The organism is Pseudoalteromonas rubra (assembly GCF_005887115.1).
GTDB lineage: Bacteria > Pseudomonadota > Gammaproteobacteria > Enterobacterales > Alteromonadaceae > Pseudoalteromonas > Pseudoalteromonas rubra_F.
In genome coordinates this window covers 1-23,141 of the sequence record NZ_PNCJ01000026.1, presented here as the reverse complement: position 1 = coordinate 23,141, position 23,141 = coordinate 1, and the positions used below count along the sequence as shown (strand labels likewise).

The 23,141-nt window shown below is 44.9% G+C and carries 25 protein-coding genes; 12 read left to right on the top strand and 13 right to left on the bottom strand.

The window, feature by feature from the left end:
• Nucleotides 1-147 precede the first annotated feature (147 nt).
• Nucleotides 148-867, bottom strand: a complete 720-nt coding sequence (locus tag CWB98_RS16885; protein WP_138545919.1) for a hypothetical protein — start codon at nt 865-867, stop codon at nt 148-150.
• A 157-nt stretch (nt 868-1,024) separates the two neighbouring features.
• Here CWB98_RS16885 and CWB98_RS16880 point away from each other — a divergent pair, with 157 nt between their 5' ends.
• The 3 genes from CWB98_RS16880 to CWB98_RS16870 all read left to right on the top strand — a co-directional run bounded on the left by CWB98_RS16880 (nt 1,025) and on the right by CWB98_RS16870 (nt 3,393).
• Nucleotides 1,025-2,149 carry a sensor histidine kinase gene (locus CWB98_RS16880; protein WP_138545918.1) on the top strand — a complete coding sequence of 375 codons (1,125 nt, stop codon included), beginning with the start codon at nt 1,025-1,027 and terminating at the stop codon, nt 2,147-2,149.
• A complete protein-coding gene (locus tag CWB98_RS16875) occupies nt 2,142-2,777 on the top strand; it encodes a response regulator (RefSeq protein WP_138545917.1) in 636 nt (211 codons plus the stop codon). Before CWB98_RS16880 ends, CWB98_RS16875 begins: the two co-directional genes overlap by 8 nt.
• A 319-nt stretch (nt 2,778-3,096) precedes the next feature.
• Entirely contained in the window at nt 3,097-3,393 is a 297-nt protein-coding gene (locus tag CWB98_RS16870; protein ID WP_138545916.1) for a hypothetical protein, read from the top strand.
• Between the two features lie 259 nt (nt 3,394-3,652).
• On the opposite strand, the gene CWB98_RS16865 is transcribed toward CWB98_RS16870, so the two are convergent.
• Nucleotides 3,653-4,444 (bottom strand): substrate-binding periplasmic protein, encoded by a 792-nt coding sequence (locus CWB98_RS16865; protein ID WP_138545915.1) that lies wholly within the window; start codon nt 4,442-4,444, stop codon nt 3,653-3,655.
• Nucleotides 4,445-4,568: 124 nt separating this feature from the next.
• Between CWB98_RS16865 and CWB98_RS16860 the strand changes: the two genes are divergently transcribed.
• Entirely contained in the window at nt 4,569-5,450 is an 882-nt protein-coding gene (locus CWB98_RS16860) for a TPR end-of-group domain-containing protein (RefSeq protein ID WP_171045686.1), read from the top strand.
• A 260-nt stretch (nt 5,451-5,710) separates the two neighbouring features.
• On the opposite strand, the gene CWB98_RS16855 is transcribed toward CWB98_RS16860, so the two are convergent.
• From CWB98_RS16855 to CWB98_RS16835, 5 genes are all read right to left on the bottom strand, one after another.
• A complete protein-coding gene (locus CWB98_RS16855) occupies nt 5,711-6,169 on the bottom strand; it encodes a nuclear transport factor 2 family protein (RefSeq protein WP_138545914.1) in 459 nt (152 codons plus the stop codon).
• A gap of 129 nt (nt 6,170-6,298) precedes the next feature.
• Nucleotides 6,299-7,039 carry a ferredoxin--NADP reductase gene (locus CWB98_RS16850; RefSeq protein ID WP_138545913.1) on the bottom strand — a complete coding sequence of 247 codons (741 nt, stop codon included), beginning with the start codon at nt 7,037-7,039 and terminating at the stop codon, nt 6,299-6,301.
• Nucleotides 7,040-7,137: 98 nt separating this feature from the next.
• Nucleotides 7,138-8,109 carry a hypothetical protein gene (locus tag CWB98_RS16845; protein ID WP_138545912.1) on the bottom strand — a complete coding sequence of 324 codons (972 nt, stop codon included), beginning with the start codon at nt 8,107-8,109 and terminating at the stop codon, nt 7,138-7,140.
• A gap of 208 nt (nt 8,110-8,317) precedes the next feature.
• Nucleotides 8,318-9,019: a purine-nucleoside phosphorylase gene (gene deoD, locus CWB98_RS16840; RefSeq protein WP_054013530.1), complete on the bottom strand. Its 702-nt coding sequence runs from the start codon at nt 9,017-9,019 to the stop codon at nt 8,318-8,320.
• A 17-nt stretch (nt 9,020-9,036) separates the two neighbouring features.
• Nucleotides 9,037-10,251, bottom strand: a complete 1,215-nt coding sequence (locus CWB98_RS16835) for a phosphopentomutase (protein WP_138545911.1) — start codon at nt 10,249-10,251, stop codon at nt 9,037-9,039.
• A gap of 316 nt (nt 10,252-10,567) precedes the next feature.
• Between CWB98_RS16835 and udk the strand changes: the two genes are divergently transcribed.
• Entirely contained in the window at nt 10,568-11,197 is a 630-nt protein-coding gene (gene udk / locus CWB98_RS16830) for a uridine kinase (RefSeq protein ID WP_049865267.1), read from the top strand.
• Between the two features lie 17 nt (nt 11,198-11,214).
• The gene (locus CWB98_RS16825; RefSeq protein WP_054013532.1) at nt 11,215-12,438 is read left to right on the top strand and encodes a NupC/NupG family nucleoside CNT transporter; all 1,224 of its coding nucleotides are present in this window, start codon (nt 11,215-11,217) and stop codon (nt 12,436-12,438) included.
• A gap of 100 nt (nt 12,439-12,538) precedes the next feature.
• On the opposite strand, the gene CWB98_RS16820 is transcribed toward CWB98_RS16825, so the two are convergent.
• From CWB98_RS16820 to CWB98_RS16805, 4 genes are all read right to left on the bottom strand, one after another.
• Nucleotides 12,539-13,450, bottom strand: coding sequence for a hypothetical protein (locus CWB98_RS16820; RefSeq protein WP_138545910.1), 912 nt, complete (start codon nt 13,448-13,450; stop codon nt 12,539-12,541).
• The gene (locus CWB98_RS16815; RefSeq protein WP_138545909.1) at nt 13,447-14,244 is read right to left on the bottom strand and encodes a glycoside hydrolase family 25 protein; all 798 of its coding nucleotides are present in this window, start codon (nt 14,242-14,244) and stop codon (nt 13,447-13,449) included. Before CWB98_RS16815 ends, CWB98_RS16820 begins: the two co-directional genes overlap by 4 nt.
• A gap of 149 nt (nt 14,245-14,393) precedes the next feature.
• Nucleotides 14,394-14,645, bottom strand: a complete 252-nt coding sequence (locus CWB98_RS16810; protein WP_046004601.1) for a DUF2999 family protein — start codon at nt 14,643-14,645, stop codon at nt 14,394-14,396.
• A gap of 15 nt (nt 14,646-14,660) precedes the next feature.
• The gene (locus tag CWB98_RS16805) at nt 14,661-15,866 is read right to left on the bottom strand and encodes an RsmB/NOP family class I SAM-dependent RNA methyltransferase (protein ID WP_138545908.1); all 1,206 of its coding nucleotides are present in this window, start codon (nt 15,864-15,866) and stop codon (nt 14,661-14,663) included.
• A gap of 250 nt (nt 15,867-16,116) precedes the next feature.
• Here CWB98_RS16805 and CWB98_RS16800 point away from each other — a divergent pair, with 250 nt between their 5' ends.
• The 4 genes from CWB98_RS16800 (at nt 16,117) to CWB98_RS16785 (ending at nt 18,452) form a co-directional block, all read left to right on the top strand.
• Nucleotides 16,117-16,296, top strand: a complete 180-nt coding sequence (locus tag CWB98_RS16800; protein WP_138545907.1) for a hypothetical protein — start codon at nt 16,117-16,119, stop codon at nt 16,294-16,296.
• A 174-nt stretch (nt 16,297-16,470) separates the two neighbouring features.
• The gene (locus tag CWB98_RS16795; RefSeq protein WP_138545906.1) at nt 16,471-16,692 is read left to right on the top strand and encodes a hypothetical protein; all 222 of its coding nucleotides are present in this window, start codon (nt 16,471-16,473) and stop codon (nt 16,690-16,692) included.
• Nucleotides 16,693-17,239: 547 nt separating this feature from the next.
• Nucleotides 17,240-17,584, top strand: a complete 345-nt coding sequence (locus CWB98_RS16790) for a hypothetical protein (protein WP_138545905.1) — start codon at nt 17,240-17,242, stop codon at nt 17,582-17,584.
• Nucleotides 17,538-18,452, top strand: coding sequence for a hypothetical protein (locus CWB98_RS16785; RefSeq protein ID WP_171045685.1), 915 nt, complete (start codon nt 17,538-17,540; stop codon nt 18,450-18,452). Before CWB98_RS16790 ends, CWB98_RS16785 begins: the two co-directional genes overlap by 47 nt.
• A 113-nt stretch (nt 18,453-18,565) precedes the next feature.
• On the opposite strand, the gene CWB98_RS16780 is transcribed toward CWB98_RS16785, so the two are convergent.
• Entirely contained in the window at nt 18,566-18,913 is a 348-nt protein-coding gene (locus tag CWB98_RS16780; protein ID WP_138545903.1) for a hypothetical protein, read from the bottom strand.
• Between the two features lie 352 nt (nt 18,914-19,265).
• Here CWB98_RS16780 and CWB98_RS16775 point away from each other — a divergent pair, with 352 nt between their 5' ends.
• Nucleotides 19,266-20,117 (top strand): bile acid:sodium symporter family protein, encoded by an 852-nt coding sequence (locus CWB98_RS16775; RefSeq protein ID WP_138545902.1) that lies wholly within the window; start codon nt 19,266-19,268, stop codon nt 20,115-20,117.
• Nucleotides 20,118-20,141: 24 nt separating this feature from the next.
• Here CWB98_RS16775 and CWB98_RS16770 read toward each other — a convergent pair whose 3' ends face one another.
• Nucleotides 20,142-20,852 (bottom strand): DUF6058 family natural product biosynthesis protein, encoded by a 711-nt coding sequence (locus CWB98_RS16770; RefSeq protein ID WP_212751145.1) that lies wholly within the window; start codon nt 20,850-20,852, stop codon nt 20,142-20,144.
• 401 nt (nt 20,853-21,253) lie between these two features.
• Between CWB98_RS16770 and CWB98_RS16765 the strand changes: the two genes are divergently transcribed.
• Nucleotides 21,254-21,667: a hypothetical protein gene (locus CWB98_RS16765; RefSeq protein ID WP_138545901.1), complete on the top strand. Its 414-nt coding sequence runs from the start codon at nt 21,254-21,256 to the stop codon at nt 21,665-21,667.
• Nucleotides 21,668-23,141 lie beyond the last annotated feature (1,474 nt).

The window sequence follows — 23,141 nt, the reverse complement described above, 5'->3', positions numbered from 1 at the left end:
CGTTTTGCTTTGACAGCGCCCTCATGTAAAGTTGCACTTTTCTGCATAATCATCATTTATCTCAGCGCTGTCTCTATTAACCTCGCATGAGACCTCTCACCTTTACAGACTGTTGTGACTGCGCAAGCTTTGTCGTGGACAAACAACCTAACGATATCTGCGTTTAGTTATTACTAACCCAATAGTGCCAATGATTGTGGGGGTCAGCCAGGCCATCAGTATCGCTTGCTCTCCAAGCAGTTCAGCCAACAGATAACGCCCTCCAACTGCACTAAAAGCAGTATATGCAGCAATGCCAGAGCCTATCATCGCACTGAGGTGTTCAACCAGCCATTGTCCAGGCTTAACTGTTTGAGCGAAGGAGTAACGTATCATCCTGATAGCAATAACAAGGCTTATAACGCTAAATACTGTATACAAAACATGGCCATCGCGACTTCCCAGATAGCCGACGTAAAGTGCACTGCTGCATAACGCAGTATAGTTGGCTATCATATCCAGACGCGTCAGCGATTGACGAGACGCCTTATACTGGAGCACGCGAGTCCCATGCATGACCGAGGTTAAAGCAAGGAAAGACAGCATCAGCAAAAAACTGGCTCGCTCTCGGGCTGTTTCGATAAAAAGTGCCTTATTCTGAGCCTGTGAATAGCTTGTCTGATAAATCGCTATCGGGTCGAGTAACACCAAAAAACAACACAAGATGCCAGACAAGGCGACCAGTTGCATACTGAACGTATAGGCTCTGCCAGCCTGATTGTGGCGCTTTGTTCCCTTTTTAGCCAGCACAGGGATCCAGAATAGAATTAACGCACAACTGCCCACGATAATGTGAATTACGAGAGAAAACTGATGAAGATATTGCATGATTTATAGTCCTCAAATTGATGTGCATTCAGACTATGAAAAAGCGCTGTTTTCTTCATGTCACGAATGTCATAAAAACCTGTGACATTCGTCATGCTTTTTTTCATGTCAGGATCTGATATAAGTACAGAATCTCAACATAAAATATGAACTTATCGTGCAGTCTTACTTTAAATATCAACCGTCTATGCTAGTGACGGCACTCGTCACCTGGTGCGCTGTGGCCATACCAAGCCTGCTCGCCTTATCCGCTATGCCAGCCTGGGCATGGCTACCACATATCTTACTGTTACCTTTGATTCTGCTGGTCGCCAATGAATCACAGCACAGTTATGGTTACAAAATCAGATATTGGCTACTCGCTTTGATGGCGATTTTAATTCACAGTGCAGGTTTCTTGTTGCCTAGCTCTGTTTACCTAATATACAGCGTGATGCTCATTGCAATACTGACTTTTTATCTCACACCCGTACTGTCATACTGCTATATCTTGCTTGCAAGCTCAGCTTATTTGCTCACTCAAACCCTGTTTTGGGAGCGACCGTGGCCTTGGACAGAGGCCGGCCTGTTTGCATCATTTCACCTCTTTTCCTTCGTAGTTAGCCACAGAATGCGACAAGAGCGTATTGCTAAAGAGCAGGCTCAGCTCGCCAACAGCCAGCTGTTAGCCACTCAGTCTTTACTCAGCCAATCTGTTTCTCGACAAGAGCGACTACATTTGGCCAGAGAGCTGCATGATGATGTTGGCCATCAATTAACCAGCTTAATCGTCAACCTTGATGTTGCCAGACGGACAGCTGAAGAGCCACAGAAACCTCAGTTACAGCAGAGCTATACGCTGGCACGAGAAACATTAGAGAAAATCCGGGCCCTGGTCAGTGATAAACGCACTGAACAGCCATTGGATCTGGAAGCCGTTCTGACGGAGTTGATAAGCCATGTACCCAGAATTAACGTCTCTTTGCAATTTCGTACACACCCGCTTTTGCAAAGTTTAAGTCATGCACATTGCATCCTAAGAGTCTGTCAGGAAAGCATCACTAATACACTCAAACACAGTAATGCAACACAGATGAGCATTGAGTTTAGTGATTCCGACAGCACGCAATGGAGTATGGAAATTGCTGATAACGGCAACGCAGTTCAAGCATGTCAACCCGGGAATGGCTTACTCGGTCTGCAGGAACGTGTGACTGCATTGGGCGGTCAGTTTGACTGGCAAAGCACTCGTGCAGGTTTTGCCATACAAGTTCATTTTAAGGAAATTCAGCACCATGAATAAAGTAAAAGTCCATATTGTCGATGATCAGGCATTAGTAAGACAGGGCATGCAAGCGCTGCTGGGGTTATGTGAAGATATCCAGTGTAGTGGCAACTCCGCAAATGGTCTGGAATTTATCAACGAGTATCATGCAGGCCAGATTGAAGCTGACGTTGTACTACTGGACATGCGTATGCCAGAACTTGATGGATTGGGAGTACTTGAGCAACTCAGGCAAATACAAAATGCCCCCAAAGTTCTCATTCTGACAACTTTTGATGATACAACCAAACTCCAACACGCCCTTGCGCTCGGCGCAAACGGGTGCATGCTGAAAGATGTCGAGCTGGAGGAGCTGCACTCAGCCATCCACTCTGTAAACTCCGGTAAGCTGGTGATCCAAAGCGCCCTGAGCACTGTATTCGCACGCGCAGCAACCATTCTTGACGAACTAACTGAGCGAGAAAAGCAAATACTGGTACTGATTGCACAGGGTCACTCTAACAAAGAAATCGCAGCCCAGCTGTTCAAAGCAGAAGGCACGATCCGCAATCATGTGTCCAATTTACTCAGTAAGCTGCACGTCAGAGATCGAACACAGGCCACGCTAAAAGCCGTTGAGCTAGGTCTGGTACAGCAAAGCGGATAATACCAACGTAAATCAATACCTGTTCAATTTGATGGAGCAAGTATGATGCTAACTAACTGTGTTAACAATTTCTCATTTAGAGCAACTACATAGCAAAACTTTTGCCTGTTATCGACTCCATTTTCTCGCCTCAAATTAGAACGCTTAATTAAGCAAATAAGTATAACGTCGGCGTAACAAAATGTGAGATATAACCTACACAGTTAGTGAGAAAAATAGGTTAAACCTGTAATTTTTTCATTTTGGGGACAATTGACTTGCAAGATTAGAATCCAAGCTCTAGAGTACAGCCTGACTTTATGACTGCATCGGACGCACTATGACGTATTTATTGAGATGGATCGCAAGTATTGCCTTGCTCACTTTGGCTCTGCTCACACTTCTGAAAGGGCAATGGGTAAATTCTGGCCTGCTCGTCACTTTGGGCCTGCTGACTTTTCCACGAAACAGACAAGCACATACTGATATCAACGCGGGATACGGGCGTCAGTTATATCACAAGCACCTGGTCGCGGAACCTAATGAACGCTCTGCTTCAACACTTTACCTGATCGTTTGTGTGTCGCTTTTTCTGATTGTTGTACTATACCGGCTACTGGCAAATTCATCATTATGAGGCTGCCCCTCAAAAAGATTCAGTAAACATGGGTTAGTTTTCTCTGTGTTTAGCCAAGCAAGTGGGTGCCATTCTGCTCTTCATCAGACCAAGCCAGCTATAATAAACAGCAGATACGCTCCGATCTGGCATGGTTGCAAACCAGGCAAACATATTACTGACAAAATAAATACAGACCGAAATCAACTAGTTTAGAGTCAGCCTGTATTAAGATATACATAGCCTCTTAACCTGGTGCTCATCAAGTGCCAATATTATTTTAAGGGCCGATGTAGCGACGGTTGTGCTCCGCCAGAGCACGGCGCACTTTATCGATAATGTCGCTGTCGGTATGAGGATGAAAAGCCATACAAGCTCTTTCTCCAGATCTATCGCGTACCTCTAGTGCGGAGGCAACCACCTCATATGGCTGGTCAATCAGTCGCAGGGCCTCATAGATGGTGAACTCAGTGGTCATCAGAAGATCTACCCGCCCTGCCAGCAATTTTTTGGCTAATGAGCTGGGATCAGCAGATAAATCCAAATTGACTCCCCCTTTAAACCCTTTAGCAAGCAGATACTCGTGTGTCACGCTGCCTCTGACCATCGCGATAATATATCGTTTAGCATCATCTAAAGAGTCAAGCTGTATGTCATTACGAGACGTTAATCTAAATAAGTGTTCTTTGACTGGTCTTAACAAAGGGCATGCCCACTCAAATTTCGCCTCTCGTTCCGGGGTGCGAAAGATAGAATAGATCATGGTGTTAGGCTGAGTTTGTGCTATTTTCATTGCCCTGGTCCAGGGAAAGAGCAATATGTCATAGCTGAGCCCCGCGGTATCAAGCACTTCACGGACTTTCTGAGTGGCACGCCCGTCCACTTCTCCGTGCTGGTTGATAAAGTTATATGGCACCCACTGCTCGGTAACAACATGAAGTTGAATATCGGGTTCTGAGTCAGGCACAAGTACAGGACGTGGTTCAATACCAGCAACAACCAAGTGACTGAAACACACTATGGATGCCAGTAAGGTGAAAAACACTCCCCGAAATACCGCGCGATTCGTCATGCAATCTACTTAACCTCAACACCTGCCGTATCGACCAGGTTTTGCTCAAACATACCTGGCAGCTTTGCAATTTCTTAGCCTCTCATGCAACATGCTAGACCAAACTCTCAAACAGATCACTGCTATGATTAAAAATATCCTTCTTTTCGTCTCTTTGATGTTTTGCTGGACACTTACAGCAAACGCCTCACAACCCACAACAACTCTGACTGAACAGCAGCAACAGCAAGCATTACAACAGCTGAAAGAACCCATGTATCGCCCGCTAATGGAACGCTATGTTCTTGATGAACTAAAGTCCTTACGGCAGGATCAGCAAAAACTACGTGAAGATGTCACCTTACAGCTTACACACAAACAGCTGGATGCAGCTGACCGGGCACTAACTTACACCACCGATACCATTAACAACGTGCTGTTTATTATTACCGCGACCGCTTCACTGTTGGTCTTGGCAGGTTGGAATTCACTACGTGACATTAAAAATAAAGTAGAAGAAACAGTAAATGATCGTGTAGGAGATATCACTGCTGAGTATGAACAAAGGCTAGGGACTTTGGAGGAAAAGCTCAAAGAGCGTTCTGAAGAGATATTAAATAACCAGCGGAAAATCACCATTACTAATGAGATCCACTCGCTGTGGATGCGAGCTAACCTCGAAAGTGATATGCAGGGTAAAATTGAAATGTACGACGAAATACTCAAGCGCCATCCGGATGACGTGGAAGCACTGGTGTATAAAGCCGATGCACTGCTGGAGCTGGAACAAACAGGTCCTGCGATCAACTTGTGTAATCAGGCATTGGAAATCGACAGCGACTATGGCTACGCCTACTGGCAACGTGCCTGTGCTTACGCCATGCTGGAACAGCAAGCAGATGCCATAGCCGACATTAAAATGGCCCTGGCTTACTCACCAAACCTGAAAAATGAACTGACACACGAGCCATCCTTTCAGGTACTTGAGAGCAATCCGAGCTTTAAAGAACTGGTTGAACACTGGTAAGTATCTCGCAACACGACGTAAGTTCAGGGCGCCCTATTCTGACAGGCAGCATATTTAGTGCTCTGCTGTGCCTTGAACATTCAGACTTTCCTCAGCTTTAGCGGGTTAATGCATTAAAAGAAGCGTTGATGTGCGATAACCTAAAGGTCGTTCGCACATCTAAAGACTAGGTGCGCTACAGGTGCTTAAACGTTGGGGAGTCGGGACCGTTTGTACCCATACCAAAACGCTCAGAAACATTATCAGTGCCTGTAAATAGGTCAACGAAAGAATACTACTTTTTTGATTTTACCGTCTTCTACTTGATAGCTGGTTACAAACTCAGAGCGCTTATCTACAACACCAGCTTTTTTACTACAGATTTCAGAAGTTTCATGGTCAATAACAATAGAACCATGGGTGATCCGTTTTATGGATGTTGCTTTAAGACAGTGCATTTTCTTAAACATCAGCCCGTAGCGTTCAATTAGCTTTTCTTTTCCCGTAAACATCAGCGTTTGAGGATACATATAAAACTCAACATCTTCTGCATATAATGCAATAAACTGTCGTATGTTTTGTGCATTATATGCCTGTATGAGTTTATCGACGACCGTCTCTGCTGCTAGTTCCTGCTCTGTCTTTGCTAATTGGTAGTTACTAGCCTGATCATCCAACGCAGGATTAGCGTTCCCCATAACTGAGTAAGCAAACAAGAACAGCGCAAATAGATATTTCATAAATTCCCTTTTGGTGGGACAAGTTGGCCTGAAAGATACCAAATTCGGCCAACAGAATACAGGTTCAGAGCCTACAGGGCACAATATTCGCAAAGGCAGGTGTCAATATCCCGATACATTGCTTTGCGTTTACCAATATTGCTCTACTGTAATGTGTCCGGGCTGTGCGCGACGATTGCGCGTAAAACCCAAGCCCTGCAACAATGCTGCGGTGTCTTTCACCATATCTGGATTACCACACAACATAAACTGACTGTCCTCGGGGATCTGAGCAAACCCACAATGGCTACACAACTCCCCACTTTCCAGTAAGCTCGTGACCCGTCCGGCCAACATGTTCTCGACTGGCTCGCGGCTAACTAACGGCACATACTTAAATTGCTTAAATATTTTTTCGGTATCGAGCAACATATCCTGATAACACAAATCCTGTGCATGACGCACGCCATTAACCAGCACGACTTTATCAAATCGCTGCCAGAGCTTCCCATCCCCAATCATAGACAAAAACGGACCAATCGCAGTACCGGTACTTAGCATCCACAATACACTGGCGTCAGGCACCTCATCCAGAGTAAAAAAACCGCCAGGCTTTCCTGCCACCAAAATATCATCACCAATGTCCAAAGCCGCCAACGGAGAGGATAACTGACCGTCAGGGACTTCGATCAGAAAGAATTCAAGTAGTGGATCCTGAGGGGCATTGACGAAAGAGTACGCCCGAGATACTTTCTTATCTTCAACTGGTAAAGCCAGCTTGGTAAACTGGCCTGCAGAAAAGGGTTCTATGTCAGCCGCTACCTTGATACTAAACAGGCTGGGTGTCCACCACAGCTTCTCAACCACTTTACCATTTACCCAGTTCGCCATACTTGCTCCCGCTCATTTTATTGTGTCAGCCTCTTAAATCTGGCATAAAGTGGGGTAAAAACAAATTTTTAAGTTAAATCCATCAAAACGCTAGGTCATTACATCGACCCACACCAGTGCTTAGCAAGCGCCCCTGGCAATGGAGGGTTACGGCTTTTTTGTACAATTCGTTGTATCACATCCTGATTCAGGCCATAGCGAGACGACAGCAAAGCAACAAACTCGAGGTAATCCGGACCAATAACTTCTGTTTGTAGCAACTTTTCCTGCTGTGCCTGAGTCAGTTTTTTAGCAGAACTATATGACCGGAAGGTGTCCAGCCACTGAATAAAGTGATGCCCATGATCTGAGAGTAGTTCTGGTACCAAGGTGCTTAATGGACGCAATTGATCGTAGGCCGTGAGATCATTGGTGGCCAATGCCGCAACTAACATATTGGGCACTACAGCCTGAGCATTGCGATCGTCTTTCATTGCCAGATAATGCTCTCGGGCTTTTCGATAAGCATACTTTGCCTCATCATACCGTTTTATCTGTAACGCTGTATTGCCCTTGGCAACATGTAACCCAGCCAGTATTACATTTGGTAAATACTCTTCCTCTATGCCTTCTAGCAAGCGAAACCCAACCGCGGGTTGTCCCGCATTACGATGAACTATCGCAATGTTAATTTTAATAAGTGCTCTGGCATCGTGGGTTTCGGCATAGGTCAAGGCACAGCGATAATGGGCCAGCGCATCATCAGTTTGACCAGCTTTGCGATAAGCTACACCAATGTTATTGATAATATTAAGCTCTTTCCCCTGCACATCAGAGGCCAAACGCTCGGCTTGTAGTGCCTGCACCACTTCCTCTACCATGGGCCAGTTTTGCAATCGAATAGCGGCCATCAGAATATAGCGATATATCAGTGCTGTATCAGGACATGTTTGTCGCTGCAGACTTTCTTTATTGTCTAAGTAGATTTGAATTGCTTGCTGGGGAAGGTTATAGGCCTGTGATTTAAGTGGTTCAACGGGCATAGTACATGTTGCAGATACGGAGGTTGCCACTCCCCAAACTAATAACATCGTCGGAAAAACCATTTTATCTGAACCTGATATTAGATAAATTACTCTGAGTGTATAGTAGAGATAATAGAGCAACAAATTTCAGGCAAAAAAAAGCCGCACTGAGTGCGGCTTTTTGGGTGTGATTCGCGTTGTTTTAGGCGTGTCTCCAAAACTCTGCGATTACGTTACCAAGGAACAGGGAGGCCCTGTTAAAGGACCAAATTCTTTAAATTGATTCTAGTGCTATTTTAACCATTTCGTTGAACGTGCTTTGACGCTCTTCAGGCGGCGTTGCTTCACCTGTGATCACGTGATCACTTACTGTGAATAATGCCATTGCCTTTGCACCGTACTCAGCTGCAACGCCGTACAGACCCGCCGTTTCCATATCAACAGCCAGTACGCCCAACTTATCAAGCTCAGGGTAAAAGCTGCTGTCTGCCTGATAGAAAGTGTCTGTGGTGTATACATTGCCCACTTTCGCTTCAATACCAAGACGGCGTGCTGCATTGACACCGTTCTCCAGCAAGCCAAAATCAGCAAGCGCTGCAAAATCATAACCACGCACACGAGCGCGGTTTACGTTGGAATCTGTACTGGCACCTTGTGCAAAGATCACATCACGGATTTTGGTATCCTGATTGATACCACCACATGTACCGATACGAATTAGGTTTTTAACACCAAAGCTGACAATCAGCTCGCGAGCGTAAATAGACATAGATGGAATACCCATGCCTGAGCCCATAATACTAACTGGCTTACCATTGTATGTGCCGGTAAAACCAAACATGTTGCGTACGTCCGTTACCTGACGTGCGTCTTGCAAAAAGTTTTCAGCAATGTACTTGGCACGCAGTGGGTCCCCTGGCATTAGCACCGTTTCTGCAAAATCACCTGGGTTAGCATTAATATGCGGAGTACTCATAACATGTTTCCTTTAAATCAAGCCTTAGCGAGTTTGGCTGCAAAGCCGTCACCATATTCACAAGCAGATAAGTTAAACCATTGAGCCAGTGTCTGACCCATATCTGCGAAGCTGTTTCTTTCACCTAACGGAGTATTGTTCATTCCGTTGCGATACGCCAATACTGGCACATATTCGCGGGTGTGGTCTGTGCCCGGTGCGGTCGGATCACAACCGTGATCAGCCGTAATAAGCAGCAGATCATCGTCTTTTAACTGGTCGAGTATAGTCGGTAAAAAGGCATCAAATTGTGCCAGCGCTTCAGCATATCCAACCGCATTGCGGCGATGACCAAACTGTTCGTCGAAATCCACCAAATTGGTGAAGATCAGGCTATGGTCCGGCGCACTGTCGATGACTTCGCTGGTTTTTTCCAGCAGGTTCATCAACCCAGGAGCTTTATGCTTTTGCGTAATGCCCTGGTGTGCATAGATATCAGCGATTTTACCTATACTAATTACTTCACCACCATCATTCGCCAGCTTATCTAACACTGTTGGCGACGGTGGCAACACTGAGTAATCGCGACGATTACCAGTACGAATAAAGTCGGCACTCGAAGTGCCTATAAATGGCCGCGCAATCACTCGTCCTATATTCATTTCATCAAGCAGTGCCCGTGCGATTTCACATACCTGATAAAGTTTGTCAAGGCCGAATGACTGCTCATGTGCGGCTATTTGAAACACACTGTCAACTGAGGTGTAGCAAATAGGCATGCCAGTTTTGACGTGCTCTTCCCCCAGTTGCTCTAATATAGTCGTGCCTGATGCATAGCAGTTGCCCAAAATACCCGGGATTTCTGCGCGCTTGCACAACTCATCAATAAATTCTTGCGGGAAACACGGCTGTGTATTGGGAAAGTAACCCCAATCAAATAACACAGGTACGCCTGCCATTTCCCAGTGTCCAGACGGCGTATCTTTACCGCTGGATAACTCTTTTGCGTAGCCCCAGGCTGCTTGTGGCTCTATGCGCTCGGCGACTTCACACGTTTCTTTGCCTGCAGCTTCACATGCTGCAATCAAACCTAACTTACTTAAAGTAGGTAAAGATAAGGCTTCGCCTCTCTCTTTCTTATAAGCTGCTAACAGATGAGCTAAGGTATTGGCACCAGCATCTCCAAATTTATCGGCATCAGGTGCAGCCCCTATTCCTAAGCTGTCTGCCATTAATATGATTGCTCTTGCCATAATCTACCTCTTATCTGTTTATTCTGACGCGCTGCGATTTTGTTTTTTTATCATCGATACTCATCAGAGGGTGTTACTTTATTTGTAGCCAAAATTAACGTACAGGACATAAGTCCGCTGTCATAAAAGCATAACAAAAAACCATTTGTACCTATATTAATTAAATCTCATCACTAATTGGACCAGCGGACATAAGTCCTGTTTTGTTATAACCAAAACAATTAAATTTGATCCTTAAGCGAGGCAAAAGAGATTAATCGTGTCTTTTTTGCTATTGTGATCTTCCAACATTAATAACTGCTGGGTGTGAACTTTAGTGACACGAACAATTATAGCCATCGCCGGCGCATCTGCGTCCGGTAAGTCTCTTTTTAGTCAAACTATTTATAACGAATTAGTAAACGAACTAGAATCGGGTGCCATCGCCGTTATAGAAGAAGACGCCTATTATAAAGATCAATCGCATTTGCCGTTTGAACACAGAACTCAAACGAACTATGACCATCCGGATGCGTTTGAACATGCGTTAATGAAAGAGCACCTGACGCAACTGCGTCAAGGTAAGTCTGTACAAGTACCGACTTACGACTATGCTCAACATACGCGCAGTAGTGAGACACGCACGGTAAACCCAGCAAAGATATTAGTCGTTGAAGGGATTTTACTGTTAAGCGATCCAGCATTAATCGAAGAATTTGATATCAAGGTATTTATTGATACGCCGCTTGATATCTGTCTACTGCGAAGAATGCAACGAGACATAGAAACTCGCGGTAGAAGTATCTCTTCGGTGGTTGAGCAATATCAGGCAACGGTAAGACCGATGTTTTACCAGTTTATTGAGCCTTCAAAGCACAATGCCGACTTGGTCGTTACCCGTGGCGGTATGAATCGCGTTGCGATTGATATTATTAAAAGTAAAATAAAATATTTACTGCAAGAATAATACGGGAACAATCTGGCATGACAACAATAATGAGCTTAGTCGGCATGTTAATGCTACTAGCCATCGCCTACGCAGCTTCCACCAAGCGTAGTGCCATTAATTATCGGACCGTGGGTATCGCATTTATCATGCAAATACTCATTGGTGGCTTTGTACTTTTCGTAGAAGCCGGTAAAAACGCGCTTGCGGCCATGTCGAAAGCGGTTTCATCTGTCATTGGTTACGCCAATGATGGGATCAGTTTCCTGTTTGGCCCGCTAGCGGGTGCAGACAACATAGGGTTTATTTTTGCGATCCAGGTATTGCCGGTGATCGTATTCTTCTCCGCGTTAGTAGGTGTGTTATACCACATCGGCATTATGGAGTGGATCATCAAAATCTTAGGGGGTGGTTTACAAAAGCTGCTGAAAACGTCCAGACCAGAGTCTTTGTCGGCAACGGCCAACATTTTTGTGGGACAAACTGAAGCACCTTTAATCGTAAAGCCTTTCATTCCTAAGATGACCCAGTCAGAGCTCTTTGCCGTCATGGTAGGTGGTCTGGCAACGGTAGCAGGCTCAGTCATGGCTGGCTATGTTGCCATTGGTGTAGAACTTAAATATCTGATTGCAGCCAGCTTTATGGCAGCACCAGGCGGTTTCCTGATGGCCAAAATGATTGTGCCGGAAACCGAAAAGCCGAAAGAAAACCTTGCTGAGGTTGATAGCGGTGACGACAAACCGGTTAATGTGATCGATGCTGCGGCAGCAGGCGCTTCAAGTGGTATGCATTTGGCGCTTAATGTAGGTGCAATGCTATTAGCATTTGTAGCACTGATTGCACTCTTAAACGGTTTATTAGGCGGTATTGGTGGTTTCTTTGATCACCCGACACTGACATTACAAGAAATTTTAGGCTATGTATTTGCCCCGGTTGCCTGGATGTTAGGCGTACCTTGGGCAGAAGCCACTCAGGCGGGCAGCTTTATCGGCCAGAAACTGGTTGTGAATGAGTTTGTTGCTTACCTGGACTTTATGAATTATCGCGACACGTTAAGTGAACACACACAAGCGATTGTCACATTCGCGTTATGTGGATTTGCTAACTTGTCATCGATAGCCATCTTACTAGGCGGACTGGGCGGTATGGCGCCAAGTCGACGAAAGGATATCGCACGCTTAGGGCTCAGGGCGGTTTTAGCAGGGTCTATGGCTAACCTAATGAGCGCAGCAATTGCAGGGTTTTTCCTCTCGCTAGCTTAGAAACTTAATGAGATAAGCCTCAGTTGCAAAACAATTGGTTGGTTGCTTTAAGGGGTTAGAGTAACCAAACTAACTTGAACGATACTTCACCAAAGGGCCTTTATGGCCCTTTTATCGTTTCTGCTTCACTGCTTTTTGTTATTCGGTATGTTTCCTGTGCGTGCAAGTACAGCCCCTTCACAACACGATAGAATCCCCAAATAAGCAGTAATGGCATTAAGATCAGATCAAACAGATTAACCGCCAGGGTACTGACTAAATAGTGTGATAAAGCATTTTGCTGATATCTGACATGTTTGGGTGATACCCTCTCCAACTCATGAATACTCGACTCCGCTTTATCTTTTAACGACGCTTTATTTTGCCCACGTGTGACATCCTGATGATATTGCAGTAATGCTGTGCGACCCGTGGTTTTGTAACTGGCACTGACGGAGTGACTGATGGCTCCGCCAATATGGATAGCATAAGGCAGCATCAGGTGAAGCAATACAAAAGTAAGTAGTAAGCCTTCACATACCCGCTTAAGCACCGCACACATAACGACAGGCAAACCAAATAGCTCAGCACACAGCCAGATTGTCGCGCCGCTCAAAATAACCACCAATAAAGGCATAACGATGACATGGGCCGCTTCACTGAGTAAGGATAGGATCTCCACAGCAACCAGTGACGCTAGGTTAAGATTAATCCCTTGCTGCAAATAATGCGTGACCGTCGCAATCATATTGCCAACATCCACTTTAAATTCGGCAATAAAAGACACGCCTACCTGGCTGCTTTCAACCACTTTAAGCAGACCATTGATCTCGGCAAGATAGAATAAATCGTCCAAAGCCTGCACCTCAACATGGTGCAGATATGCCTGATTACTCAGATACAGCGCATCCGGACGTTGCTGCCATTCGTGGTAGTGGAGCACGATCAAAGTTAAAAAGCTCACAACAACCAGCAATAAAAGTGCTCGCATCACTGTGTGCTCATGTTGCCAAAGTTGTTTCGAAAAGTTCATGATTTTGCTCCTTTACTTGTGCACTTCATTGCCTCTAACCCTGATTCACCTGCTATCACCACATCGATATCAACTTGGGTCTTTACCCCGGGCACTCGCGCAGAATCTGAATATTGCCACAGCCACCAGGCTTGCGCCTGCTTTGGTACACCGGGGCTGGCGGCGTAATCAGCTAACCAAAAAGGTTGGCTGGCAAATTGCGCCGACAAATTCTCTTGCCAATAATCGCCATAACTATAGAGGACCGTCTGACACCCCGTTCGCTGCTCCACTGCGGCTATGAACTTTGCAACCCCGTTGCTGATCTGCTCCGCAGAGCGGTTACTGGTGATCTCGACATCCAGCATAGGCATGAGCGTGAGCCCGAGGCCATGCACGGTCGTCACAAAGTTGTCCACCTGTTTAATCGGGTCATCGTCTGGTTCAAAGAAATGGTATGCACCAGTTTGCAGACCTGCTGCCTGTGCACCTTTTAGGTGGGAATAGAATGCTGGATCTCTATATGTAATGCCATCAGTAGCCTTAATATAAACAAACTGTATCCCGGTTTGTGCAACCTGCTGCCAATCGACGGCCCCCTGATAATGTGACACATCGATCCCTAATACAACCTTGGCACCGGGGTTACTGAGATAGTGCTGCAAGTTCTTTGGAAACAGAGCCGAGGCAGGTTTATCAGTTTGTGGCTCTGGCGGCATTGAGCCAGGACGAAAAAAATAAAATAAACAGGCAACTGCCGTAAATAACACAAACACCATAGGTGAATCGTGTTCAAGGGATTTGCTGGAGAGCATTATGTATCCTTATTCTTAAAATAGTGCTACCACGCGATTAGCATCTAGTTTAGTCAAAGGAAGCGGGTTTGTCTGATGTGAAGTCTGAAAAAGTCGGTCGACGAACAGGCTGGATAGGATTTCCAGCCTGTTTGTATTGATGTGATTACTTATTGTTTAAGCTGCGCTTTTGCTTGCTCAACTTTATCGTAATCAAGACCAAGCTCCTGCACAGCTTCTTTGATCAGAGCCGGGTTTTGCATCACGAGTGCCATCAGCTGTTGTAGTTTATCAGCGGGAATATTCAACTGCTGGACAACGGCCATAGCCATTAGCGGGTTTTCGGTCAACGCCTGAAATACTTCATTGATTTTTTCGTCACTGATGTTGTGCTCTTTGAGCAAGGCAATAATTGGATTCATGTGTTTTATCCTATTTTAATCTTGTGTTAATTCGTTACGGCACAACACGGCGCCATAAAATCCGTCAAACTCTGAGTTTATACCCGGCAGTAAACTCAGTTCCCGCTGCAAAGTCCAGTCAGGATTAGCATCCAGAAACTGTGCAACCTGCTGTTGATTTTCAACTGGCAGCACTGAACAGGTTGCATACACCAGCTTACCACCTGGGCGACACATCTGGCTGTATCTTTGCAGCAGACCAGCTTGGAGCGCAATAAGATCATCGACACTTTGCTCTGTCAGGTGCCATTTGCTGTCAGGGTTACGCCGTAACACACCGGTTCCCGAGCACGGTACATCAAGTAAAACCCGGTCGAATTTATCTTTAAGTCGTTTAATAGTCTTATTATTTTTAATAAGCCGCGTTTCAATCATATGGCAACCGGCTCGCTTTGCTCGCTTTTTCAGGTTATCAAGCTTGTGCTGATGAATGTCCATAGACAGTAAACGGCCTTTGTTTTTCATCAAGGCTGCGAGGTGCAGGCTCTTTCCCCCCGCTCCGGCGCAGGCATCAACGACCTTCATACCGGGCGCAACATCCAGTAAAGGGGCTATCTGCTGAGAACCTGCATCCTGCATTTCGCATTCGCCTGACTGAAACGCGGTGGATTTAAATAGTTTATCGACTGCCTGAATAGTCAGTGCATCCGGCAATTCCGGGGAAACAGGCTCGCTCGGGATCTGTTCCTTAGCTAACTTACCGGCGAGCGATTGGGCTGAGCTTTTCAATGTATTGGCTCTGAGGTAATAACCCGGTGCACAATTTAAGGCGTCAGCCACAACAGGCCACTGCTGTCCAAGCTGAGACTCTCCCAGTGTATCCAGCCAATCAGGATAACTAAGCTGGATCGCCAGCGGCGCGTTTTCAAATCGCTCATTCAGGTCAGACTTTGACAAGTCGCGCATTTCTGGCCAGTCAGGGATGTGCTCATCATTGATCAACTGATACGCCTGCCAGATAGGCCAAAACTCTTGCTCACTGGCGTTACTAAGGTACGCCAGCTTGCGTACAAACCGCACCAAGTCATAAAGAGTCGTGACAAAATAACCTTTGTCTTCACGACGCCATTGCGGATTATCATGTATATGGTGCTGAATGACTTTGTCAGCATATAAAGATCGCTGGAAAATACTGGTAAATGCGGTGTGTAAAGTACTGATAAGTTGACGATCAACGGTCACGCGGTGTTCTCTGCCTGCAAATATTGAAGATGAATTGTAGCGCTTTTAGCGAGCTCAGACCATATCTGGTTCACTGACAGACAATGCCACGTTATCGAAGGCCCGGACCAACTGCAAATGCCACCCATGATAGTCACTTATTTACTCTAATTAAAACTGTTTGACAACCTAGGCAATGATGCGACAAATTAAAAACGCCCCTTTGACGTTTGCAGTAAAGGAAGAATAACGAACATTACAAAGGATAAAAATGAAACTGACAATGAAAAAATCGCACCTGAAGTCCCTTTCAGAGGCAAAAAAGCTGATTCCGGCCCAAACACCTCAGATTGCCGGAGGAGAGTTTTCCTGGTGGAACCGGGATTGTATTCCACTCACAGCAGAATGTGCATCTGGCAGCCCCTGCGTGATAACAGGTGTCTGTAACTAAACTTTAAGCATACAGCAAAGCCCGTTTCACGGGCTTTCAACCCACCGCTTAAAAATACAAAAAAGAAACACCAAAGAAATAGTTTGACAACAAAAAACACATCATGCACATTAAATGTACCTACAGCAGGAAAATCGTAGGTCTCTTCTAAAATGAATAATTAAGGAATAATTCATGAAATTACAAGTCAAAAAAACCAAATTAAAAGCGCTATCTCAGTCTCAGCAGTTAAACCTGGCGCAAACGCCTAACGTTGCAGGCGGCAACATTGAACCTGATAGCAGCTATCCAAGTTATCGTAACTGTCCGCCACCAACCGACACAGATACCATTGCGACAAGCCCAGGCCCCGGACAGTATTGCGTAGTTACAGGTCCGTGTACCGACTTCAACTAATCGCCGGGCAATGCAACTTCTGCCAAAGAGGTTGCATTGCCAGAGTCTTACAGAGCATCCTCGTCTGCTGAGTGAGCGCCTATTAGCTTGTCTAACCTCCTCAGTGGACAGTGTAACAGCACCTGAGCAAGGTATGACTAGAACGACCTCGGGTCCCTGCGACAAGTTTACGTCCTGGCTGGCTCAAACTACACTAGAGGCGGCATTTTGGCATTTCTCATTTTCTGCCCTCATTTCCATCTAAAAAATCAGTCTGCCAGCTTTGAGTGCAAATTAAGCATCTTGTCCATAATGCAAGCACATCCATATCTGTTAAAATGCTATTTAGCTTTACTGTGTACGGAAATAACGATTTATAAATTGGAGAAAAAATGAAATTTAAAGGATTTTTTTAGCTATCAGTACTGCAATAACGCTCTCTGCTTGCGGTGGTTCATCCAGCGATAAGGGTGGTGCATCCGGCGATAAGACAGTTGCAGGTAACGAACAACAAACAAAAGCCAATACCTCAAAACCGGATAATGACAACTCAACCACATCGTTTTCAGTGACAACCACACTTATCAACGACTGTAGTGCAATTCCTAACCCCATAGTTGCCGGTGTCATTTTTCATAATGCCAGTGGCCAGGTCATGGCCAGTGCTAAAACAGGTGCAGACGGTAAACTCGCACAAACACTACCTGAGAACACACATCATGATTCTTTAGTTACCAAGAGTACAGATGACCAGACACTGCACACTCAGCTCTATACCTTACTGGATGTTACCAACACAGGTTACGGCATAATCGAGTTTGATCAGAAGCCTAGCTGTGACCACCCAAGGAAAAATGTGGCCCCCAGTGCCCCTACTGCCAGTCAACCAGACTTACTATATCTGCGGTTTTAGTGGAGACGAGATCTCTTTGCACAACCCAGAACCAGCTACGGCCTATTTATGTACCGAGAGTAAGAATGAAATCCTGCATATCAGCAATGAAGACTACAGTGATGTGCGTGACGGCCTGTTTAACCTGGAAGGAAACCGGCTGCTTGAGTTAACCGATGACGCCTTTAACAGCCAAGGTGCGAGGGTAAATATAGCCGCTTTACCCTTCGCGAACAAAGGTTATCCTAATTCTTGCGTATTTCTGAGCTCCTTTGATGATAAAGAAGAGCTTAGCACTCAGTTTATTCTGAGCTCAAACCAGCGAAATAAGTTTATCTTCCCTGACCTTGCCATCATCAGCTATGCTTACAACTCAGTTACTGAGCACACTTATTTGCCGGGCTTTGATATGTACACCTCATCAGCGACCATAAACACCATTGCTGATGACGGCCAGCCTGAGAGCACCGCGCCTTTGCTATTCAACAGCGCTTTTCAAAATGGGTTCGAGCAATTTGCACGGTCCTTGGCAGACCAAAACAGCGGAAATCTGTTCGACCATGATTTTTCGGAGGTGGATTCACGAGTTAGAATGGTTGTGATTACGTTGCTATGGGAAGACACTGTCAATGGTAAAGTCCGATGGGAAGTCATGAGTAAACCTCAGGCGACCATTCCCGATTTCGAATTTGGTACCAGTGTAAATACCAACATCACCTTAGTTGAGGGGATTGAGATAAACCTGGATGTCGCTGTGCTGAATTTTTCGGGTGAACTTGAGGCTCTCAGGCGGGAGTTTCAAAAAGGCGATGCGGGCAACGTATATAACGATACCTCGCTCTTAAAAGGTGCAGCCGTTGATAGTTTTGGGATTGAAGTATCTGAGTAAAAACTATATGGCTGAACACCGTAATTTTTAACTTTCAGCACCAACAACATGCGAGATATAAAAAAATGACCTGTCCTGGGACAGACTATTTTTTACTTTAATGGCAAAGCGTACTAATCAAAAACATAGAAAAAGTTTGCTGCATTTATTTTTTGAGCATTTTCAGGACCACAAACAACGGGATCATGTAAATACACTTTCATTCTTTTCCCGGAAGCAAATGCCATCAGCAAAGTACTGTAGAATTTTTCAGGATCAGTTGCATCACTCGTCAAAAAGAAGAGCTTTTTCTTATCGCCACATTGGCTAACATCAGCTTCGGTGGTGAAAAAGGTTGAATTGGTGCCATATTGGCCCACTGAGGTGATTCTGGTAGGTGCTGTCCAACCCGCGGCCAGTGCACACGTATTGAAAAACAACAGACCCATTCCAAAGGCCAACTTTAAGCTTGCTAATTTCATAACTTTATTTCCCCTGTGTTTATCTGTATTTTATCAGGCTCAACCACTGTAGGGTAGGCTTAGCTTACCTATGGTCAGGAAGTGCAGTTTAATCGATTGCCGGACAAAAAAGTCACCAGTATGACAATAATAGGCATAGATACAGCTGTTTTGAAGCACTCAACGCATACAGCCCGATGCAGTGCCTGAACCTGGCTATATTGTCTCCTTCGAATTTTCCGCTGCAGTTCAGCTTGATGTCTCTGCACTGTCGTCATACGCACTTCACATCCCACCTGTACAAAATACCTGTGACGGCATATCACATCCGTTGTTAAAATTAAGCTGAGTCAGGCCAAACAAGGACAAAAACATGCCATCTGATTTAATTGAAATAGGCTTACCCATTGCGCTCATACTGATCATGACTGGCGTCGGCCTTAGCCTGAAAATGGCAGACTTTCAGCGCGTGTTTATGCAACCCAAAAGCTTTTTCATTGGGGCACTGTGTCAGCTGGTTCTACTTCCCTTGCTTGCCATTGCTGTTATTGCGATCACAGGGCTTACAGGAGAGTTGGCAATTGGCTTATTTATTTTGGCTTTATGCCCCGGTGGCACAACCTCCAACCTCTATTCGTATCTGGCCAAAGGGGATGTCGGTCTGTCGGTGTCTTTAACTGCCGTGATAGGGTTTATCACCCCATTTAGTTTGCCATTGTTGGCTGCATGGGCAATCGACTATTACGGACAAAATAACACCTTGATAGAGTTTCCGGTACTCAAAGCCTGGTTGCAGCTTATTGTGGTCGGTGTTCTGCCAGTTCTGGTTGGCATGGCTGTCAATGCAAAGTGGCCTCGCTTTGCTAAATCAGCCAGCCCCTATATCAGCTGGTTTTCAGTCGCAGTATTGCTTCTGGTGATAGTCAGTATTTGTATTCAACTGGGCGATAAGTTGGTTGACTACCTGATCAAGGCGGGTCCTTCTGTGATCACCTTAAACCTGATTTCTATGATTATGGGTTTTTTGGTCGCGCGTATTTTATTGCGCTGCGATACACAGACCCGCACCATTACCCTTGAGGTTGGCCTGCAAAACGGCACTCTCGCCCTTTTGGTAACTACCGGTCTGTTGGGCAATGAAGTGATGTCTATAGCACCAAGTATCTACAGCTTGTTTATGTTTATCAGTGCCGGGCTGTTTACCGCCTGGGCCGTCAAGCGGTAAACACAACCCTAGCACACAGTGCAATTACCAATTGTCGCTGCGACCCGTGCTGGAGTTTTGGTCTGGCTTCATACCGGCATTCAGTGATATTGGACTGGCTGTAAGGCCATACTTTTCCCTCACGTCATCAACGAAACGACGCCTTGAGCTTCTATCCCGCTCGTGCGGGGCAAATGGTGCGCTCACACCATCTAGTAAATTGACGGCAAAAGTTAAAACTTCACGGTCTGCTTGGCCCAACAGCTTCAAGTCACAAAGCTCGTTTATCTTGATAATGGCAAACTCTTTAGCAGCAATCTCCTCTGGCAAGCCAGAACGAGTGCACAAGCCATAAGTACCATCTAAAAAGTGCTGCCACTCTTGTGCAATATGATCAGCAAGAAAGGTGGTTAACTTAGGGTGATTTGAACTATATCCAAGACAATTAAGTCGGGTGAGCATATTTCGGTAACGGGCAGAAAATATCTCATAGACCTGTGCTTTATTTTGTTCCTTCCTAATAACATTCAACCACAGCGCGTAGCCCTTCGCGTAGTACTCCAGTGTGTGACTGTCTTTAAAATGACCAAAGAACGAATCACAGTTTAAGTTGAGACTAAGCGTATAAGAAGCTCTGGGCATCAATTTGTTATCTTGGAATGCTTTGAGTGTTTGGTCAGAGATATCTGCCAACTCAAGCAACTCTTGTGTCGTGTAAAATGTGGTATCGAGGTATTTTAACAGTACCAATGTCATTACTCCTTTGTGCCTCAATTTGCCTCGTAAGCAAGTGTTCAAGTGGGCTGTATTTCATACAATAAACTCAACTGACCAGCGAAGTGAAACCGCCATAGCCACCGAGCTTTTTAGCAGTCTACAGAATTACTCACACCATGCTTCGGTGGTGGTCGTACTATGGTTGGATGAAAATGAGATATAGTTCAGGCCAATACTATTATTAACTTACAACCCCTAAGCCAAGTTTGGGACATGACAGGCACAATTAAGCAATGCCGTGATTGATTGGCCGCAGCTATTGATAGCAGAGCTTAAAGCGCTAAACTTAGAGAAAGCTTGGCAAATCTTTTGGGGTGAGTGCGCACGTAAAACCTGTTGCCGTCTCAATACTGATATGACTCAATGGCTAAGGAGGCTGTATGACGGTGAATAAATCAGACCAACGACATGCTCATGTTAAGCAGCTCCTTGGCAAAATGGACCCTGAGGTTGCAGCAAGCTTTACTTATAAACAACGCAAAGCACTGCAAAAAGCAATCAATACCCGAGACTGGAACAATCATAAAATAGATTTCAGACCCACTCTGGCGTTACCCTTTTTACCCTGGAGCTTTTATTTTGTCTTTCTGGGCGGGGTGAACAAACGTCGCCTGAGCCACACAGAAAGAGTCACAGCAGCAATTATGTTTTTGATTACCTTATTAGTTGTTGCCATGATCTTGTTGGGTATTATACTCGTTGTTCTTTATCTGCTTAAGTCCTGGTTAGGTATAGATATTTTTGCCAATGAGTCGCTAGGGCTGTGGGATCAGTTTAAAGAGTTATTTTTGTAGAGTGCGGGCTTATATCTAAGTTTAATGAAGGCTAAGTTAACTTTAAGATTGACGAATACTATAGTAAAAATTTGTCTGACATCTTTCCCAAAGTTATAAATAGTGATTTTTAATCAGTGTGTGGATCGGCCTGATTTCCCATGACCAATTGCCAGATACGAGATACATCAAAATAACGATAGCACAGAAGACAAAGGCTGCTTTAATTAGCAACTCCACACTCACGAGACCAAAGCTGGCATGGTTAACTTCTCTGCACTTTATAACCTCAAACAATATAGGTACTGACCCTATCAACAGTATTATCAGGACACACCCAAAATACTTTGAAAAAGCGATGCCAAAGATTCCGGGCACGATCATGAGCCAAAGCATAAATAAAAATGCAGTCATATGAAGCGTAAAGTCTAACGGCAGATTATCCTCTTGCTCAAAGTATCCAGTTATCTTTTCTGAGTATAGTAAGTACAGAAAACATACAAACACCTTAACATTGAACAAAAATTCAAAGTTCAGGGTTTGACTCTCTCCAAAGAACAGAAGTTTAATATCTAGAACCAGATAAATCACAGCAATTGCAACGCAATGCAGGGAAGCTCTTTTATTAAAGTAGTTTTCTCTAATCAAGGATACCTCCGATTTAGTTCCACTGTGTCTATGTCGTCTATTTACGCAATAAGGCTTATTGAACGATACATGACACCTCTAATTGGTGCGACTGCCCCTACACTGTTGGTCTCTGCATCCTTGTTCCCAAATTCACAATATGGCGCGCAGGCATTATTAAACAAAAAACACTGCTGAGTGCGAATTTTGAGCGGGTTTCCTTGTAATTCGTTAAAACAGGTAAAAGAGGTCAAGAAAACTCGCTATCCCGCAGGCCTGATCGGTTTGACATCGCCGGAGCGTCCAAATACGTCCGTGCAACTCTGTTTTTGCTTTCCTTTTTGTTTCGACTATTGTCCTTCCTTTGATAAAATAGGCTTGGAATACCATATTGCAAAGCTAGATGTATTCCAATGAATATTGCAACATCTAGAGTCTTTGCAAAAACCACTAGTTCTCTGTCCCATAGAAATACCAGTAGATACAAAACAGCTGGAATAACAAGTATCCCGGACACTCCCCCGCGCCTTAAACTCTTTTTTGAATTAAAGAAGCAAGACGATATATCAATCACTATCCCAATAAAAATCAATAAATAACTAGTCATTCAATAGTCTACGTCAACTTTCTTTGACCGAGGAAACCTTTAACTCACTCTACCCGTGTTGTCATCTCAAGCTGTCACGAGAAACAACAGCTGTAACAGGTTGTCTATAAGAAGCTCTCAAGTGCACTCCTCCAGCCATAATATAATTTCTTAATGAACTTCCCTCATTCACCAAGGTAAGCTGCTTTATCCGCTTAGTTTAGAGAGGTGCCCATGTAACTCTTCCTTCGAAGTAGCTCAGTTTGTAGTGGTCAACTAATC

Excerpts from the sequence above, each read along its gene's own strand:
- CWB98_RS16885 (WP_138545919.1), bottom strand. The coding sequence starts at position 867 with ATGCAATATCTTCATCAGTTTTCTCTCGTAATTCACATTATCGTGGGC.
- CWB98_RS16875 (WP_138545917.1), top strand. The coding sequence starts at position 2,142 with ATGAATAAAGTAAAAGTCCATATTGTCGATGATCAGGCATTAGTAAGA.
- CWB98_RS16870 (WP_138545916.1), top strand. The coding sequence starts at position 3,097 with ATGACGTATTTATTGAGATGGATCGCAAGTATTGCCTTGCTCACTTTG.
- CWB98_RS16865 (WP_138545915.1), bottom strand. The coding sequence starts at position 4,444 with ATGACGAATCGCGCGGTATTTCGGGGAGTGTTTTTCACCTTACTGGCA.
- CWB98_RS16860 (WP_171045686.1), top strand. The coding sequence starts at position 4,569 with ATGATTAAAAATATCCTTCTTTTCGTCTCTTTGATGTTTTGCTGGACA.
- CWB98_RS16855 (WP_138545914.1), bottom strand. The coding sequence starts at position 6,169 with ATGAAATATCTATTTGCGCTGTTCTTGTTTGCTTACTCAGTTATGGGG.
- CWB98_RS16850 (WP_138545913.1), bottom strand. The coding sequence starts at position 7,039 with ATGGCGAACTGGGTAAATGGTAAAGTGGTTGAGAAGCTGTGGTGGACA.
- CWB98_RS16845 (WP_138545912.1), bottom strand. The coding sequence starts at position 8,109 with ATGTTATTAGTTTGGGGAGTGGCAACCTCCGTATCTGCAACATGTACT.
- deoD (WP_054013530.1), bottom strand. The coding sequence starts at position 9,019 with ATGAGTACTCCGCATATTAATGCTAACCCAGGTGATTTTGCAGAAACG.
- CWB98_RS16835 (WP_138545911.1), bottom strand. The coding sequence starts at position 10,251 with ATGGCAAGAGCAATCATATTAATGGCAGACAGCTTAGGAATAGGGGCT.
- CWB98_RS16825 (WP_054013532.1), top strand. The coding sequence starts at position 11,215 with ATGACAACAATAATGAGCTTAGTCGGCATGTTAATGCTACTAGCCATC.
- CWB98_RS16820 (WP_138545910.1), bottom strand. The coding sequence starts at position 13,450 with ATGAACTTTTCGAAACAACTTTGGCAACATGAGCACACAGTGATGCGA.
- CWB98_RS16815 (WP_138545909.1), bottom strand. The coding sequence starts at position 14,244 with ATGCTCTCCAGCAAATCCCTTGAACACGATTCACCTATGGTGTTTGTG.
- CWB98_RS16810 (WP_046004601.1), bottom strand. The coding sequence starts at position 14,645 with ATGAATCCAATTATTGCCTTGCTCAAAGAGCACAACATCAGTGACGAA.
- CWB98_RS16800 (WP_138545907.1), top strand. The coding sequence starts at position 16,117 with ATGAAACTGACAATGAAAAAATCGCACCTGAAGTCCCTTTCAGAGGCA.
- CWB98_RS16795 (WP_138545906.1), top strand. The coding sequence starts at position 16,471 with ATGAAATTACAAGTCAAAAAAACCAAATTAAAAGCGCTATCTCAGTCT.
- CWB98_RS16780 (WP_138545903.1), bottom strand. The coding sequence starts at position 18,913 with ATGAAATTAGCAAGCTTAAAGTTGGCCTTTGGAATGGGTCTGTTGTTT.
- CWB98_RS16775 (WP_138545902.1), top strand. The coding sequence starts at position 19,266 with ATGCCATCTGATTTAATTGAAATAGGCTTACCCATTGCGCTCATACTG.
- CWB98_RS16770 (WP_212751145.1), bottom strand. The coding sequence starts at position 20,852 with ATGACATTGGTACTGTTAAAATACCTCGATACCACATTTTACACGACA.
- CWB98_RS16765 (WP_138545901.1), top strand. The coding sequence starts at position 21,254 with ATGACGGTGAATAAATCAGACCAACGACATGCTCATGTTAAGCAGCTC.